Raw genomic sequence first — 16,585 nt, 5'->3', positions numbered from 1 at the left:
ACGTGCGCGCGACCGGCGTCAGCCCTGGCGCAGTTCCTCCGCGACCAGCTCCGCGATCTGGACCGCGTTCAGCGCGGCGCCCTTGCGGAGGTTGTCGTTCGAGAGGAACAGTGCGAGGCCGTTCTCGGTGGTCTCGTCGACGCGGATGCGGCCCACGTACGAGGCGTCCTTGCCGGCGGCCTGCAGCGGGGTCGGGATCTCCGAGAGCTCGACGCCCGGGGCGTCCTTCAGCAGCTCGTAGGCGCGCTCGACGCTCAGCGGACGGTCGAAGCGGACGTTGACCTGGAGGGAGTGGCCGGCGAAGACCGGCACGCGCACGCAGGTGCCCGAGACCTTGAGCTCCGGGATCTCCAGGATCTTGCGGGACTCGTTGCGGAGCTTCTGCTCCTCGTCGGTCTCGAAGGAGCCGTCGTCGACGATCGAGCCCGCGAGCGGGATCACGTTGTAGGCGATCGGCCGCTTGTAGACGGCGGGCGCCGGGAACTCCACCGCGTCGCCGTCGAAGGTCAGCTGGTCGGCGGCCTCGGAGACCGCGCAGGCCTGGCCCTTGAGCTCGGCGACGCCCGCCAGGCCCGAGCCGGACACGGCCTGGTAGGTGGTGGCGATCAGCGCGGTCAGACCGGCCTCGTCGTGCAGCGGGCGCAGCACCGGCATCGCGGCCATCGTGGTGCAGTTCGGGTTCGCGATGATGCCCTTGGGGCGGTTCCGGATCGCGTGCGGGTTGACCTCGGAGACGACGAGGGGGACCTCGGGGTCGCGGCGCCAGGCGGAGGAGTTGTCGATCACGACGGCGCCCTGCGAGGCGACCTTCTCGGCGAGGGCCTTGGAGGTGGCGCCGCCCGCGGAGAAGAGCACGATGTCCAGGCCGGAGTAGTCGGCCGTGGAGGCGTCCTCGATGGTGATCTCCCGGCCCTCCCACTCGAGGGTGGAGCCGGCCGAACGGGCCGAGGCGAACAGCCGCAGCTCGTCCACCGGGAACTTGCGCTCGGCCAGGATGCCGCGCATGACTCCGCCGACCTGTCCGGTGGCTCCGACGATTCCGACCCTCACGGTGACTCCTCTTGGTACGTACGACGCGGGCGCGCGTGAGGCCATCATGCGTTCGACCCCACGAGCCTTGTCCAATCCATTGTCCGCACTACGGACGATCTGCGGCACGGAACGGGTCCCCGGGCCGGTCAGTCGCGGATCCGAAGGCTCCATTTCCCCGAGGCGCGGACGGAGACGGGGCCGGGCGGCAGGTCGTGGGCGCCCTGTTCCGTACACAGCCGCTCCCCGGGGAGCAGGTACGGGCCGAGGGAGAACAGCGGGGTGATGAACCTGTCGTGCCGGACGTCCACCGTCGCCCCCTTCCCGCGCACCAGTACCACCTGCGCACCCCGGCCGGAGAGCTTCCGCTCCAGCACCGGGGCGGTGTGCAGGGGCATCGGCTCGAGCTTCCACGAGACGGTCTCGGAGGTCTCCACCAGAACGTGGCACCAGCCCCCGGGGCCCACGGCGAGCGGGCCGGTCACGGGGTGGTGGGAGTCCGCGTTCGCGACGACGTGGCAGCCGCCGTCCGCCTGGAGGGTGAACACCTCCATCGAGGCGCTCTTGTCGCGCCCGCGCTCGACCCTGAGCAGGGCGGGCGGGCCGTCGTACCGCAGGACCGTGGTGCCCCGCCCCGAGGCGCCCGTCCCGAGGGCCTGGGCCGTCCCGGCCGGGCGCAGCCGCAGGCGCCAGCGGCAGTTCGCTTCGATGCGCAGCCGGAACTCGCGGCCGCCCATGGCGAACGCCAGCAGCTGCCCGCGCAGGCCGTGGCTGCCCCGGTGGAACACCAGGAGCGGCTCGTCGCGTCCGTCGATCCGGTCCGCCGTGAGCCAGGTGTCGCGGTCCGTCGGGCCGAGCGCCTCGTACTCGAGGATCGCCGCGTGGCCGGGCTCCGGGTTCACCACGGTGACCTCCCCGTCGCCGTCCCCCTCGTGCACCACGTCGGCCCGGGGCGGGCCCCCGGCCCGCCCCGGGTCCCGCCGGGGTGCGGGGAGCGGCTCCGCGGCCGCCGGGGCCGGTGTCCGCGCGGTGACCGGCGCGGGCACCCCGTCCCTCTTGTCGACCTCGGTCATCGCGGGACCGGCCACCGGGGCGGCCGGGAGTGCCTGCGGCCGTATGCCGTAGTCGGCGGCGAGGGCGTCCGGTCCGCTGGTGTAGCCCTGGCCCACCGCGCGGAACCGCCAGGCGCCGCTGCGCCGGTAGCACTCGCCGAGCACCAGCGCGGTGTCCATCTCCGCGTCCGTCACCTCGTACCGCGCCACCGGCGCACCGTCGCCGGCCGCGACCTCCACGGACAGCCCGTCGACCGCGCCGAAGGTCCCGCCGGCCGTGAGGGCGGCGATCAGGATCCGCCGCACGGAAGGTTCCACGTCGTCCGGGTCCACCTCCAGCCGCTGGACGAGCAGCCCGCCCTCCTGCGCCCCACCGAGGTGGCGCACCGCGCCGGACGGGTGCCGGGGTCCGGCGGCCAGGACCACGTCGGCGTCGTCCCGGACCCGGCCGACGGCGTCCAGCAGGATCGCCGCGCAGGCCACCGCCGGGGTACCGGGCCGGGCGGTGCGCGCCACGGTGATGCGGAACGGGCCAGTGGCCAGAGGGGCGTTGGCCCCTCTTTCTATGATCGGCATACCGGCATCCTGTCATCGGGCCGCCCCGGGCAGCGCGAAGGGGCCGGCGCCCTCGGGCGCCGGCCCCTCCGTCATGCGGTCAGCAGGTCCCCGTTACGGCAGGACCTTCTCGATCTGCACGCTGCCGGTGCCGGCGGCGGTGCCGCGGGCGTTGAGCAGCTTGACCTCGCCGAAGAACTGGCGGCCTTCCGGAGCGGCGCTGGTGACCAGCACGTTCGCGGAGACGGCCGCCGAGGCGCCGTTGGCGAGGTTGACCGCGGCGGCCTCGTCGACCTGGACGGTGCCCAGGGCGGCCGAGTAGAAGACGTCGCGGTAGTCGTACGCGGTGGAGCCGGACGGGATCGCGTAGCCGAACACCTCGATGGTGTAGGTGCCCGCGGCCGGGTTGACGAGGCTCACGGCCTCCTCGGAGTCGCCGTCGGCGGAGGAGCCGACCTTGACGCCGTCCTTGTACACGTCCAGGTCGAGGTCGGCGGCGGTGTCGGACACCTTGCCGATCGCGATGTCGAGGCGGGAGACGCCCTCGCCGATCGTGACCTCGGTGGTGTGGGTCTCACCGGCGGCGATGGTCGGCTTGGCGACCTTCGCGGAGCCGAGGGCCCCACCCTGGAGCTTGCCGCCGGAGATGGCGGCCCCGTCGTTCTTCACGGTCCACTGGACCGGCGCCGGGGTGCCCTGCTTGACCTCGGGCAGGACCTGGACCGCGGGGTCGAAGGCCGCGCCGAGCACGGAGACGTCCAGCTTGTACGGGTTGTCGAGCAGCGGCGACGTACGGCGCGACTCGACCTCGATCTCCCAGACGCCCGGCTGCGGGTTCGGGTACGAACGCAGGTCGGGGCGGCACAGGTTGGCCGGGTTGTCGTAGTTCGGGTAGCACTGGGTCGTCGCGCTGTCCTCGACGCCCACGCCGTACGGGTGGATCGAGATGAAGCGCGTCTGGCTGCCCGCGTTCAGACCGCCGAGGGCGACCTCGAGGGTCTTCGCGCCCGCCGGGACGGTCACGAAGTACGACTTGTGGCTGTTGCGCTGCACGGAGGAGGTGTCCGAGTAGCTGTACGAGGGCTTCGCCAGCGGGGCCGAGACGACGACCGTGGAGAGGATCTGCTTGTCGATGCCCTCGGTGGAGGGGTCGTCGAGCTGCAGGATGCCGCTGTGGACGCCGGCCGTCTTGGCCTTGGCCTCGACCTTGATGGTGACCGGCTTGTTCAGGGGCAGCGTGACGTAGTCGTAGCCGCCGATGACCTTGAACGTGCCGTCGTTGTTGCGCCAGCTCAGCTCGTGCGGTGTGCCGTACTTGACGCCCGTGGTGCGGGTGACGACGACGTCGTAGACCTTCTTCTGGCCGACCTTCAGGCCGCCCTCACGGTCGTAGACGCCGGTGCCGAAGCCCGGGGTCTTCAGGAACTGGTCGATCGCGGTGTCGACCGGCGCCTTGACGGTGAACTCGTTGGCCTTCGCGCCGCGCTGGATGGACTCCCACGCGCCGGGGATGTTGATGAGGCCCGCGCCCTGGGCGTGCGCCGGAACGTCCTCGATCTTCTTCGCGCTGCTGGTGAGCGCGATGCGCAGGTTCGCCGGGGTGAGGGCGATCTTCTGCTGCTTGGCGGCCGAGATCAGCAGGGCGCTGGCGCCCGCCGCCTGCGGCGAGGACATCGAGGTGCCCTGGAGCATCGCGTAGCCGGCCGGCAGGGTGTAGCCGGCCTCCTTCACCGGTGCGCCCGGGATCCAGGTCTGCGCGGTGTTGATGGCGGCACCGGGGGCCGTGATGGTCGGCGTGAAGCCGCCGTCCTCACGCGGACCGCGGGAGGAGAAGGGGAACATGTTGTACTTCTTGGCCACACCGGCGCCGTAGTTGGCCGCCCAGGTCTCCTTGGAGACCGACGCACCCACGGAGATGACCTTGTCCGCGAGACCGGGGTCGCCGATGGTGTTGATGCCGGGGCCCTCGTTGCCCGCCGAGATGACGAGCTGGACACCGTAGGTGTCGATGAGGTTCTTGTAGAGCTCGGTGCGCGCGTTGTTGCCGTCGTTCAGGGCCGGCAGGCCGCCGATCGACATGTTGACGATGTCCACGCCGCGGTTGACGACGAGGTCGATCATGCCCTCGGTCAGCGCGATGTTGGTGCAGCCGCCGGACCAGGAGCAGGCGCGCGAGGAGACGAGCTTGGCGCCGGGCGCCTCGCCGTTCATCGCGCCGCCGAACAGGCCGTTGGCGGCGGTGATGCCCGCGACGTGCGTGCCGTGCGTGCCCTCGATGATGCCGATGTTGACGAAGTCGGCCTTCTTGCCGACCCAGTCACCGCCCCACGGGTCCAGGGGGACGTCCTTGCGGATCTCGATCACGAACGGGATGCGCTCGGCGACCTCGGTCGCCGGGTTGTCCGTGCCGAAGTAGCCGATCTGGTAGCCGTCCTTGTACGGCTTCATCGGCTCGTTGTTCGTGAAGTCGTTGTCCTGGTCGGTGTCGACGCGGACGGTCCCGGCGACCGGGTCGTAGAGCATGCCGAACCGGTCGGTGATGTCCCCGTCCCGGTTGACGTCACCCTTCATGTCACCGTTCTTGGTGATCTCCTCGGTGAAGCGGCTCCACTGGAAGCTGCCCTCCGGGGCCTTCCACGTCGCACCGGCGGCGGTGAAGGTGCCACCGGCGACCGGGGTGATCTGCGCCCGCCACGTGGCGTCGGCGTCGGTGACCGGGTCGGTCGCGGTGACCCAGTCGACGATCTTGCGCTCGCCGGTGGTGGTCTTCTGGAGCGCCGGGTGGCCGAGGTCGACACCCGAGTCCATGATGCCGATGGTCACGCCGCGGCCGTCGGCCTTCGGGTTCTTCTTGAGGAAGTCCAGCGCACCGGTCTCGAAGGACGGGTTGTACGGGTTCTTCGCCGGGGTGTTCTTGTCCGGCCCGGGGTAGGTCTCGGCGGCGGTCCGCTTCACCGTCCCCGTCTCGCGGTCCGCGTCCGGACGGGGGTCCGGGAGCTGGATCTCGTGCCGCAGGTCGATCCCGTGCACGGAGGACAGCTTGGCGGCCGCCTTCAGCGCGGCCTCCGCCTTGTCGGTCGGCAGGGTGGCGCGCACGTAGCCGAGCTTGTCGTACGTCTGGCCCACCGAGGCGCCCTGGACGTCGTCGAGCTGCTTGGCCACCTGCTGGGTCTCGCCGGGTGCCGTCGCGACCATGACCGTGACGGTCTTCTCGCCCTTGGTCTTGGCTTCCTGGAGCAGCTCGGCGTCGGCGGAGCCGAGCTTCTGGTCAGCCGACTTGACCGCGGGGTTGGCGGCGGGGGTATCGGTGCCGGTCGCCGCGAAGACGGGCATGGCGCCGGTGGCCACGAGGGCGGCCACCAGGCCGGCCGCGGCCGCGACGCGTGAGACGCGCCGGGTCGCGGGTATGCCGCCTTGAATTGAACGAGCGGGGGAGTCGAGGGTCATCAGCATCCCTGGCTAAGTGAAAGGTACGGTCCGGATTTCGGTGCCGGATGACCGGTCAGCCTCGCCTAAGTGACAGCTCTTTGGGGAGAGTTGTCACGGACCGATACCTGCCGTGGCGGACTCCCGCCAGCACGGGGGATACGCCAGAAGGCCCGTACCGGGGTCAACAGGTACGAACCTTCGGATTCAAAGATGGATTTGTAGACTTCCCGACCGTGCGGCAGGGGCGCGACACCACTCCGTCTCAGATCGGGTGTGACAACTTCTGCGTGTTCAGCGCTCGCGCGTGCGCGCGTTGAGGGAGGCGCCTTCCCGCCGGTCCGCTGTCCTCGCCCCACCCCGGCGTACCGGGGTGAGGCGGGGACGGCGGGCGGGACGGGTCAGGGTGCGAGGCCGATGGCCAGTCCGCCCCCCACCGCGACGGCGAGTCCGGCGAGCATCGCCGCGCTACTGCCCTGCCGTACGAAGCGCTGCACCAGCGTCGCCAGGGCCGCCCCGGCCAGACCGGAGGTCAGCAGGGGAAGGGCGCTGTCCACGACCGTGGCCTCGGGGTGCACGAGCACCTTGACCGTGAGCCCGAGGATCAGGGAGATGCCGACGAGGCCGGCGAAGCGGCCGGTGAGCTCGGCCTTGAGGTTCTCCTGGGCCGAACCGGTGACCGGTGAGTTCCGCTCGCGGAGTGCCGCCACGAACGTGGCGCCCGAGGACAACAGCAGGATCGTCGCGCAGATCGCGAAGACGGTGATGGTGATCGGTGTCATGGCGACTCCTCCGCCGTCAGCAGTTGTTGCGGATCATGGAGTAGCCCAGGATCTCGGCGGCCAGGCCGACGAGGGCGTTGCCGCCGATCGCGAGCCGCTCGGACCAGGTGGAGGCGCGGAGCATCAGGCCTGCCGCCTTCTTGATGCCGCCGAGCGCGCTGATGTACTGCTTGATCTTGATGAGCTTGGAGGCGACCACCAGGTTGCTGCCGATGAAGGTGGCGATGGCCGCCGCGCACTTGGCGGTCTCCCACCATCCGTTCGGTACCGGCTGGGTCACTTCCTTGCCCTTGCCGGTGTACGCGACGACGCCTTCCAGGATCAGGTAGGCGCGGGTGGCGTCGTCGCCGGCCTGAAGGACGCTGTCCGGGATCGACTCGATGATGGAGAACTGCGCTTCGAGCTGCTGGACTTCCTGCTCGGACAGGTTGATCTCGGGGTCCCCGGCGATGGCGGTGGCGGTCGACGCCGTTGCCGTCGAAACGGCCGTGGACTCGGCTGCCTGGGCGAGACCGGCGGTGGAGAAGATGGAGACCGCCGTGATTCCGGCCACCATGATGGCCATGCGCTGGACACGGGGGCGAGAGGTCGTAATGCTCTTGGGCACGTGAAGTTCCTCGACGTTGGAATGGATCGTTCCAACGCGCTGCCATGGCCCAACGGCTGCAATCGTCTTGCCGTGGCGGCGCGTTCGTCGAGCAGCTTGTCGTGCAATTGCCCCTAGTAGTAAGGCAGTTGAGCAAGATCTGAGAGTCTTGATCGATTGCGGCTCAAATCCCCTCACCTGGCTGATAGTTGTCACATCCGACAGGGTGGCAAGGTAGGCAGTCGGCTCCGCTTGGGGCATACGCCAGAAGGCTCGTACCGGAGTGAACCGGTCCGAGCCTTCCGGGCGTTCAGGGGTCAGTGCTCGCGCGTGCGCGCGTAGTGGCGGGAGGCTTTCGCCCGGTTTCCGCAGGCCGACATCGAGCACCAGCGGCGGGTGCCGTTGCGCGAGGTGTCGTGGAAGTGCAGCACGCAGGTCTCGGAGGCGCACTTGCGGATCCGGGCGGGGTCGGAGCCCAGCAGTTCCAGATAGTCGCGGGCGGCCGTCCAGGCCGGGCCCCAGGTCGGATCGTCGAACTCGGTCCGCTCGCCGGGCCCTTCGGCGGTCAGGGTGGCCCGGATCCTTCCGTGCTCCAGGACCGCGTCGACCAGGGTGCGGGCGCTCTCGTCGGCCGGGTCCGCGACGGCGCGCGCCAGGGCCTCGCGGGCGGTGAGCAGGTGGACCAGGGTCGCGGCGTCGGCGCGGAAGCGGCCGGCCAGCCCCGTGCTCTCCAGCCAGAGCGCGAGCCCTTCGACGCGGGTGAGGCCGAAGGCCCCCGCGAAGAGGTCGACGGGTTCGCCGTCCTGGACCCACCGGGTGTTCAGCAGGTCCAGGGCCACCGGTTCCCCGGTCAGGGGTCGTGGGTCCGCCGTCGTCATGTCCGCCTCCTCGTGGCACTAACCCCTCAAGAGTACGTGAGTGGTTGACTCCTCCGGCTCTAACCCTTAATCTCGATTTAGAAGGTTAGGGATTTTCGTAGTTCTGGGGAAGGAACCGTTGTGACGACCGTCATCAGCAAGCTGCGCACCGGCCACGTGGGCCTGAACGTCACGGACCTCGCCCGGTCGCTCGTCTTCTACCGCGACGGCCTCGGCTTCGAGCTGCTCGGCGAGGGCAAGGAGGAGGACCGGCGCTTCGCATTCCTCGGCCAGGACGGCGAGCTCGTGCTCACCTTGTGGCAGCAGGCCGAGGGGGCCTACGCACCCGGCGCGGCCGGACTGCACCACCTCGCGCTCTCCGCGGACGCCATCGAGGAGGTCAGGGAGTACGAGGAGCGGCTGCGCGGCCTGGGCGTCGATTTCGCCTACGAAGGGGTCGTCGCCCACGGCGAGGGGGTCGCCTCCGGCGGGATCTTCTTCCACGACCCCGACGGGACCCGCCTGGAGATCTCCGTGCCGAGCGGCGCCGAAGGCGCCGAGGCTCCCACCACAGGGGCCCCGACCTGCGGGTTCTTCTAATGGCCGGGTACCACTGGGGCTCGCTGGCCGTTCAGGAACGGGTCGGTGTCCGCGAGCACGCCGTGCACGTCGGCCAGTCCGTGACCCCGCACATCAAGAACGTGGCGGCGGCCTTCCTGGGGCTGCAGCCGCACCTGGTCGTCGGCGCGGCCGATCCCGGAGGCCGGCTGTGGGCCTCACTGCTGACCGGCGCCCCCGGTTTCGTACGGGCCACCGGCCCGGACCGGATCGCGGTCAAGGGCGGGATTCCCGACGGCGATCCGCTCGCCGAGGCGCTGGCCACCGCCGGCACCCGGGTCGGGACCATCTCCCTCGACCCGCGCACCCGGCGCCGGATGCGGCTGGGCGGAACCCTGGAGGTGACCGCCGGCGGGTTCGCGCTGGCGGCCGAACGGGTCTTCGCCAACTGTCCCAAGTACCTCCAGAAGCGGCAGCCTGTCCAGCTCGCCGCCGAAGGAGCCGGTGTCGTGTGGCGCGGGGACGCGCTCAGCCCCGACCAGGAACGGGCCGTCCGCGCCGCCGACACCTTCTTCGTCGCCACCGCCGCGGGGGCGGACGGGGCCGACGCGAGCCACCGGGGCGGAATGCCGGGCTTCGTCGAGGTGCTGTCCCCGACCGAACTGGCCTGGCCGGACTACGCGGGCAACGCGATGTTCCTGACGCTGGGGAACCTGCTGGCGGACCCGCGGGCCGGGCTGCTGTTCCCCGACTGGGAGAGCGGGGCGCTGCTCCAGCTCAGCGGGACGGCGGAGCCCGAGTTCGGGGCGGACGGGGAGCGGCGGGTCCGCTTCCGGGTCGAGTCGGTGGTTCAGAGCGTGCACCCGGGGCGGCTTCAGTGGAGCGCCCCGGAGTACTCGCCGGCCAATCCGGCGCTCTAGGGCCCTCACCTGGGCAGGACGACGAGGTAGGCGGCGGGCTCGCGGTCGGCGGACGCCGTCAGGGCGGTCCGTACGACCGCCGCCTGCTGCTCGGGCCAGTCGCGGAGCTTGCGCGGGGTGATGTGCAGGACGGTCACCCCGCACCGCTCCAGGGTCTCCCGCTTGCGGACGGACTCCGTCCACTGCTCGTCCTCGCCCTGGCGCGGGGCCCGCGTGTCGATCTCCACGGCCACCGCCTGCTCCGGCCAGTACGCGTCGACCCCGCCCAGGTGCGGGCCGCCGGGCAGCCGCAGGTCCACGTTCCAGACGGGCTCGGGGAGCTCGTAGCCCCGTACGAGCTGGTACAGCCGGTCCTCGGCGATGGCCCGGCCCTCGGCGAGCAGCGATTCGACGGCGTCCACCACGTGCGGGCGGTTCAGCAGCCGGGCCACCGTCAGCTCCCGCACCACGGCGGCCGGTTCGCAGTGCCCGCCGCGGACGGCTTCGCTGAGCAGACGGCGCACCGTACCGGCGTCGGAGAGGTGGGCGACGGCGTCGGCGACGGCGCGGGCCACGGGGGCCACGGGCAGCCCGGTGACCTCCGCCGGCCGGGGCGGGGTGTGCGTGCGGACGATGCGGACCTGTCCGGCGGAGCGCAGCCGGCGGGTGTTGGGGACGAGCACGTCGATCTGGGGGAGGGCGAGCAGGGCGGGGGCGGAGGAGAACCGGTACAGCGCGAGGGCGGCCAGCCCGGTGATCATGACCTCGTCCCCGCGGCGCCCCGCGTAGAGCAGCGCGGCGTGCAGCCGCTCCTCGCTGGTCGCGGGACCGGCGTGGAGCAGGAACACCCCGGGCAGGATCTGCTGCCAGGACCGCTCGGCGGCGTCGGAGGCGGTGACCCCGTGCTCGCGGAGCTGGGCCAGCGACAGCACGCGGGGGCGGTTGTCGGTGAGGTGGGCGAGGGGGAGGGGTGCGTTGTGGTTCATGACGCTGAGATTCCCTCAGGCCATGGCCTCGCTAACCCCTGTTACACATCCGTCGGCAAATCGGGACAAGCCGGGGCTAAAGTACGGACGTTCGACTGCCGATGGGCTGCGCTGACGACCGGGCCGGGCGCCGCCTCCTGGGGCTCCGCCCCAGCCCCCGCGCCTCAAACGCCGGCGGGGCTGGATTTCCAGCCCCCCGGCGTTCAGGCGCGGACCGACCCCGGCCAAATCCAGCCTCGCCGGCGTTTGAGGCGCGGGTCTGGGCGGAGCCCAGGGAACGGGGGAAGGGCGGGTAGGGGACAGCCCCGCAGGGCTAGCCCGCCGCCGCGTCGCAGGCCTGCGCGCGCAGCGCACGGGCCAGGTCGTCCCGCGCCTCAAGGACCAGCCGCCGCAGCGCGGGCGCCGCATCCGCATGCTCCGCCAGCCACGCGTCAGTGGCGTCCAGCGTCGCCTGGGAGTCCTGGAGCGACGGGTACAGCCCCCGCACCACGTCCATGCCGATCTGGATCGACCGGTCGGCCCAGATCCGCGCGATGACGTCGAAGTAGCGGCCGGTGTACGGCGCGAGCAACCCCCGCTGCGAAGACTGCTGCATCCCCGCGATCGTCGCCTCGACCAGCGCGTTCGACAGCGTGTCCGACTCCACCACCGCGACCCACGCCTGGTCCTTGACCGCCTCCGACGGCCGCGCCGCCAGGCACCGCACCTGGTGCCGCTTGCCCGACGCCGTGTCGTCCCGCGCCAGTTCGGCCGCGAGGACCTCCTCGCCGATCGCCCCGTGCGCGGCCAGCGGCAGCAGGAAGTCCCAGCGCAGCTCCTGGTCGATCTCCAGCCCGTCGATCCGCGCCGACCCCTCCAGCAGCCCCAGCAGCAGCTGGAAGTCGCCTTCGGTCGCCGCGCCCGCCGCGAAGAAGCGGGCCCAGGTGAGCTGGTGCTCCGACCCCGGCTCCGCGAACCGCAGTTCCTGCAGCGCACACGCCGCCAGCACCTTGCCGCCCTGCTCCCGCCAGTCGGGCGCCGCGTAGTGGGTGACCGCGGTCAGCGCCTGCGCGTGCAGCATCTGCAGGACGCCGACGTCCGTCTCCCGGCCGGCGTGGGCCAGTAGGAGCGAGACGAAGTCCCGCGCCGGCATCAGCCCGTCGCGCGTCAGGTTCCACAGCGCCGACCAGCACAGCGCGCGGCTCAGCGGGTCCGCCACCGAGCCCAGGTGCGAGCGCAGCGCGGCCAGCGATGCCTCGTCGAAGCGGATCTTGCAGTACGTCAGGTCCTCGTCGTTGACGAGCACCAGTGCGGGCTTCTCCTGCCCCGCCAGCTCGCCGACGACCGTCCGGGCCCCCGCGACGTCCGCCTCGGCCCGCGCGTAGCGCACCAGCGCGCCGTCCGGGTCCAGCCGGTACAGGCCCACCGCGACCCGGTGCGGGCGCAGCTCGTCGCCGTCCTGGACCACCGCCAGCTCGGTCACCCGGCCGCCCGCGTCGCAGGTCACCACCGGGGTCAGCGCGTTCACGCCGGCCGTCTGGAGCCAGGCCCGAGACCACTCGGCCATGTCCCGCCCGGACACCTCCGCGAGCACCGACAGCAGGTCGTCCAGGGTGGTGTTCCCGTAGGCGTTCGCCTTGAAGTAGCGCCGCGCGCCCTCCAGGAAGGCGTCCCGTCCGACGTACGCCACGAGCTGCTTGAGCACCGCCGCGCCCTTGGCGTAGGTGATGCCGTCGAAGTTCAGCTTCGCGTCCTCCAGGTCACGGATGTCGGCCGTGACCGGGTGCGTGGACGGCAGCTGGTCGGCCCGGTAGGCCCACGCCTTGCGGCTGTTGGCGAAGGTGACCCACGCCTGGTCGAAGCGGGTGGCCTCGACCAGCGCGAAGGAGCCCATGAAGTCCGCGAAGGACTCCTTCAGCCACAGGTCGTCCCACCACTTCATGGTGACCAGGTCACCGAACCACATGTGCGCCATCTCGTGCAGGATCGTGTTCGAGCGCCGCTCGTACGAGGCCTGCGTGACCTTCCCGCGGAAGATGTACTCCTCCCGGAAGGTCACCATCCCCGGGTTCTCCATCGCACCCAGGTTGTACTCCGGCACGAAGGCCTGGTCGTACTTCCCGAAGGGGTACGGGTAGTCGAAGATCTCGTTGAAGAGGTCGAAGCCCTGCTTCGTCGTGAGGAAGATCTCGTCCGCGTCGAAGTGCTTCGCGAGCCCCTTGCGGCACATCGCGCCGAGCGGGATCGTCAGGTCCCCGCGCGTGTAGGAGTCCGTGACGTAGTGGTACGGCCCCGCCACCACGCAGGTGATGTACGTGGAGATGGGCGCGGTCTCGGCGAAGCGCCGGGTCTGCCCCTCGCGGGACTCCTCCGCTCCGTTGCTCCAGACCTGCCACCCCTCGGGCGCGGTCACCTCGAAGCGGTACGGGGCCTTGAGGTCGGGCTGCTCGAAGTTCGCGTACACCCGCCGGGCGTCGGCCGGCTCGTACTGGGTGTAGAGGTAGACCTCGCCGTCCTCCGGGTCCACGAAGCGGTGCATGCCCTCGCCGGTCCGGCTGTACGCGCAGTCGGCGTCGACCACGAGCACGTTCTCGGAGGCCAGCCCGTCCAGGGCGATCCGCGCACCGTCGAAGACGACGGCCGGGTCCAGCTCGCGCCCGTTGAGGGTCACGCTGTTCACCGAGGGCGCGATGAGGTCCGCGAAGCTCGCGGCTCCCGGTGCGGCGGCGCGGAAGCGGACGGTGGTCACCGAGCGGAAGGTCCTTGGGCCTTCGGCCGGTTCGGCCTCGTCCACCGCGGACCTCAAGTCGAGGACCACCTCGTACCCGTCGACGGACAGCAGCTCGGCCCGCTCGCGGGCCTCGTCACGGGACAGATTCTCTCCGGGCACGTGCACTCCTTCGTGCGTGATCGCGATACCTGACCGAATCCTCCCACGGGGGAATGCGTGTGCGGTCGGAGCGGTTGGGCAGGGAGGAACGTTCCGATCTGAGGAGAGACATGGCTGATACCCAGGTGCGCGAGAAGACCGCTGTCGACTTCTGGTTCGACCCGCTCTGCCCCTGGGCCTGGATGACGTCCCGCTGGATGCTGGAGGTCGAGAAGGTCCGTGACGTGGAGGTCCGCTGGCACGTGATGAGCCTCGCGGTCCTGAACGAGAACAAGCTCGACGAACTGCCCGAGCGCTACCGCGAACTGCTCGGCCCCAAGGGCTGGGCCCCCGTGCGCGTGGTCGTCGCCGCCCAGCAGAAGTTCGGCGACGAGGTCACCGGCAAGCTCTACACCGCCCTCGGCACCCGCTTCCACAACGAGGACCAGGGCCCGACCCGCGAGGCGATCGCCGACGCCCTGAACGAGGTGGGCCTGCCCGCCGAGCTGATCCACTACGCGGACTCCGACGAGTACGACGAGGTCCTGCGCGACTCCCACAACGACGGCATCAACCGTGTCGGCCAGGAGGTCGGCACCCCGGTCATCTCCGTGCCCGGCGCCGACGGCGAAGAGGTCGCCTTCTTCGGTCCGGTCGTCACCCCCGCCCCGCGCGGCGAGGCCGCGGCCCGCCTCTGGGACGGCACCCTGCTCGTCGCCTCCACCCCCGGCTTCTACGAGATCAAGCGCACCCGCACGCAGGGTCCGATCTTCGACTAGCAGGGGTCCGTTTCCCCCTTGACGTCCCCCTGTGGGGACGCAGAAGGCCCCCGCGAGTCATGTCCTCGCGGGGGCCTTCTGGTGGACACGCCCGCGAGTGAAGGTTGAGAAGACGATCACGAGGCGGACGGGCTTGGGTGGCGCCGATCAGCCCTTGGCGGGGATCAGCAGCGGGGTGTTCGCCTTGGCGTCGGCGTAGCGCTTGGCCACGTCCTGCCAGTTGACGACGTTCCACATCGCCTCGATGAAGTCCACCTTCTGGTTCTTGTACTGAAGGTAGAAGGCGTGCTCCCAGGCGTCGAACACGAGGACCGGGGTGCTGGCCACGCCGACGTTGCCCTGGTGGTCGTAGATCTGCTCGACGATCAGACGGCCGCTGACGGGCTCGTACGCGAGCACGCCCCAGCCGGAGCCCTGGGTCGCGGACGACGCGAAGGTCAGCTGCTTCTTGAACTTCGCGAAGGAGCCGAAGGACTCGGTGATCGCGTCGGCGAGGTCGCCCAGGCCGTCGGCCGCCGTGGGCTCGCCGCCGCCCTCGCCGGTCTTCGGGCTGGCCATGTTGTGCCAGTAGATGCTGTGCAGGATGTGGCCGGAGAGGTGGAACGCGAGGTTCTTCTCCAGGCCGTTCAGCGCGCCCCAGTTCTCCTTGTCGCGCGCCTCCTCCAGCTGCTCCAGCGTGTTGTTGGCGCCCGTGACGTAGGCCGCGTGGTGCTTGTCGTGGTGCAGCTCGATGATCTGCGGGTTGATCACCGGCTCGAGAGCCGCGTAGTCGTAAGGAAGCTCAGGAAGCGTGTAAATGGCCATGCGTGTATCCGGTCCCCTCGGCGTGCCAACTGCTTATTGCAATCAATGCGCAACTGCACGCTAGCAGTATCTATTCCTCGACTCTCATAAGGGTCACCTCACTTGGGCGGACCTCGGGAACGCCGAAGACCGGGCCCATGCGATCGCATGAGTCCGGCCTTCGGCGCCTCAGTTCGGCGCAGTGCTACGCGGCTTCGCGCGCCGCCGCCCGGCGCTGGAGGACGTAACCGGTGGCGGCCAGGGCCACCGTCAGGCCGCCGGTGAAGACGAGCTGGATCCGGGTGTCCTCGCCCATCGCCATCAGGACCAGGACCCCGGCGAGTCCGGCGAGCGCGACCCAGGTCAGATACGGGAAGCCCCACATCTTCACGACCAGCTTCTCGGGGGCCTCGCGCTCCGTGCGGCGCCGCAGCACGAACTGCGAGACGGCGATGAAGCCCCAGACGACGAGGATGACCCCGCCGACCATGTTCAGCAGCCAGGCGAAGAGGGTGTCCGGGTACCAGTACGACAGCAGCACGGTGACGAAACCGAAGCCGGAGGAGGCGAGCACCGCCCGGCGCGGCACCCGGCCGGTGACCTTGCCCAGCGCCTTGGGGCCCTGGCCGCGGGAGACCAGGGAGTAGGCCATGCGGGAGGAGCCGTAGATGTTCGCGTTCATCGCGGACAGCAGGGCGATCAGGATGACCACGTTCATGACCTGGCCGGCGTGCGGGATGCCCAGGTGGTCCAGGGTGGCCGCGTACGGGCCCTCGGTGGTGACCGCCGGGTCGTTCCACGGCAGCAGCGTGACGATGACCAGCATCGAGCCGACGTAGACGATTGCGATACGCCACATGGTGGTCTTCACGGCCTTGGCGACGCCCCGGACCGGGTTGTCGGACTCGGCGGCCGCGATGGTCACCGTCTCCAGCCCGCCGTACGCGACCACGGAGGCGAGCAGGCCGACCAGCAGCCCGTCCACGCCGTTCGGCAGGAAGCCGCCGTCGTGGAGCAGGTTGGCGGTGCCGGGGGAGGACGTGCCGGGCAGCACGCCCAGGACGGCCAGCACGCCCAGGCCCAGGAAGAGGCCGATCGCACCGATCTTCAGGGCGGCGAACCAGAACTCGAACTCGCCGAAGTGGGAGACGGCGGCCAGGTTGGAGCCGCAGAACATCGCCATGAAGACCAGCACCCACATCCACGAGGGGTTGCGAACTGCTCGCAGGGGAGTGCGAGCAGGTGCGCGTTAGCTCGATTGGGTGGTTGTCGGGTTAGCGGCTTGCGGTGGGTGGTGTTCGGCCGGGTAGCGTCGCTGGTGCGATCTGGGACGCCGGGTGCGGTGCCAGCGTGCGGGGCCCCTGCTCCACCGGAGTGATGGTTCAGGGCCTCCCCGCCGCCTTTGGCCGTGTCCACTTGGCCAGGTCGTGAGGGAACCGGACCTC

General features: G+C 70.7%; 12 protein-coding genes and 1 pseudogene. 3 read left to right on the top strand and 10 right to left on the bottom strand.

The window, feature by feature from the left end; genetic code table 11:
• Positions 1–18 precede the first annotated feature (18 nt).
• The 6 genes from MTF69_RS15935 to MTF69_RS15910 all read right to left on the bottom strand — a co-directional run bounded on the left by MTF69_RS15935 (position 19) and on the right by MTF69_RS15910 (position 8,308).
• Positions 19–1,050 carry an aspartate-semialdehyde dehydrogenase gene (locus MTF69_RS15935; protein ID WP_243334900.1) on the bottom strand — a complete coding sequence of 344 codons (1,032 nt, stop codon included), beginning with the start codon at positions 1,048–1,050 and terminating at the stop codon, positions 19–21.
• 128 nt (positions 1,051–1,178) lie between these two features.
• The gene (locus tag MTF69_RS15930) at positions 1,179–2,657 is read right to left on the bottom strand and encodes a TerD family protein (protein WP_243334899.1); all 1,479 of its coding nucleotides are present in this window, start codon (positions 2,655–2,657) and stop codon (positions 1,179–1,181) included.
• 93 nt (positions 2,658–2,750) lie between these two features.
• Entirely contained in the window at positions 2,751–6,083 is a 3,333-nt protein-coding gene (locus tag MTF69_RS15925) for a S8 family serine peptidase (protein WP_243334897.1), read from the bottom strand.
• 380 nt (positions 6,084–6,463) lie between these two features.
• Positions 6,464–6,844, bottom strand: a complete 381-nt coding sequence (locus MTF69_RS15920; RefSeq protein ID WP_243334895.1) for a hypothetical protein — start codon at positions 6,842–6,844, stop codon at positions 6,464–6,466.
• Positions 6,845–6,860: 16 nt separating this feature from the next.
• Positions 6,861–7,451 carry a hypothetical protein gene (locus MTF69_RS15915; protein ID WP_243334893.1) on the bottom strand — a complete coding sequence of 197 codons (591 nt, stop codon included), beginning with the start codon at positions 7,449–7,451 and terminating at the stop codon, positions 6,861–6,863.
• A gap of 296 nt (positions 7,452–7,747) precedes the next feature.
• Positions 7,748–8,308 (bottom strand): CGNR zinc finger domain-containing protein, encoded by a 561-nt coding sequence (locus MTF69_RS15910; protein ID WP_243334892.1) that lies wholly within the window; start codon positions 8,306–8,308, stop codon positions 7,748–7,750.
• Positions 8,309–8,428: 120 nt separating this feature from the next.
• Here MTF69_RS15910 and MTF69_RS15905 point away from each other — a divergent pair, with 120 nt between their 5' ends.
• On the top strand, positions 8,429–8,887 hold the full coding sequence (locus MTF69_RS15905) for a VOC family protein (protein WP_243334890.1): 459 nt from the start codon (positions 8,429–8,431) through the stop codon (positions 8,885–8,887).
• Entirely contained in the window at positions 8,887–9,765 is an 879-nt protein-coding gene (locus MTF69_RS15900; protein WP_243334888.1) for a pyridoxamine 5'-phosphate oxidase family protein, read from the top strand. Before MTF69_RS15905 ends, MTF69_RS15900 begins: the two co-directional genes overlap by 1 nt.
• A gap of 5 nt (positions 9,766–9,770) precedes the next feature.
• On the opposite strand, the gene MTF69_RS15895 is transcribed toward MTF69_RS15900, so the two are convergent.
• Both MTF69_RS15895 and pepN read right to left on the bottom strand, forming a co-directional pair.
• On the bottom strand, positions 9,771–10,730 hold the full coding sequence (locus MTF69_RS15895) for a hypothetical protein (protein WP_243334886.1): 960 nt from the start codon (positions 10,728–10,730) through the stop codon (positions 9,771–9,773).
• Positions 10,731–11,043: 313 nt separating this feature from the next.
• Positions 11,044–13,599, bottom strand: coding sequence for an aminopeptidase N (pepN, locus tag MTF69_RS15890; protein ID WP_243334885.1), 2,556 nt, complete (start codon positions 13,597–13,599; stop codon positions 11,044–11,046).
• 110 nt (positions 13,600–13,709) lie between these two features.
• Between pepN and MTF69_RS15885 the strand changes: the two genes are divergently transcribed.
• Entirely contained in the window at positions 13,710–14,357 is a 648-nt protein-coding gene (locus MTF69_RS15885; protein WP_243334883.1) for a DsbA family protein, read from the top strand.
• Positions 14,358–14,504: 147 nt separating this feature from the next.
• Here the strand turns inward: MTF69_RS15885 and MTF69_RS15880 are convergent, their stop codons facing one another.
• Together MTF69_RS15880 and MTF69_RS15875 are read right to left on the bottom strand one after the other, a co-directional pair.
• A complete protein-coding gene (locus MTF69_RS15880) occupies positions 14,505–15,161 on the bottom strand; it encodes a superoxide dismutase (RefSeq protein WP_243334882.1) in 657 nt (218 codons plus the stop codon).
• A 184-nt stretch (positions 15,162–15,345) separates the two neighbouring features.
• Positions 15,346–16,350: pseudogene (locus MTF69_RS15875) on the bottom strand (amino acid permease); the annotation flags it as partial.
• Between the last annotated feature and the right edge of the window lie 235 nt (positions 16,351–16,585).

Origin of the sequence: Streptomyces sp. AP-93 (assembly GCF_022808175.1) — a bacterium.
GTDB lineage: Bacteria > Actinomycetota > Actinomycetes > Streptomycetales > Streptomycetaceae > Streptomyces.
The sequence above is the reverse complement of the archived record's forward strand: the minus strand, read 5'-3'. Positions and strand labels throughout refer to the sequence as shown.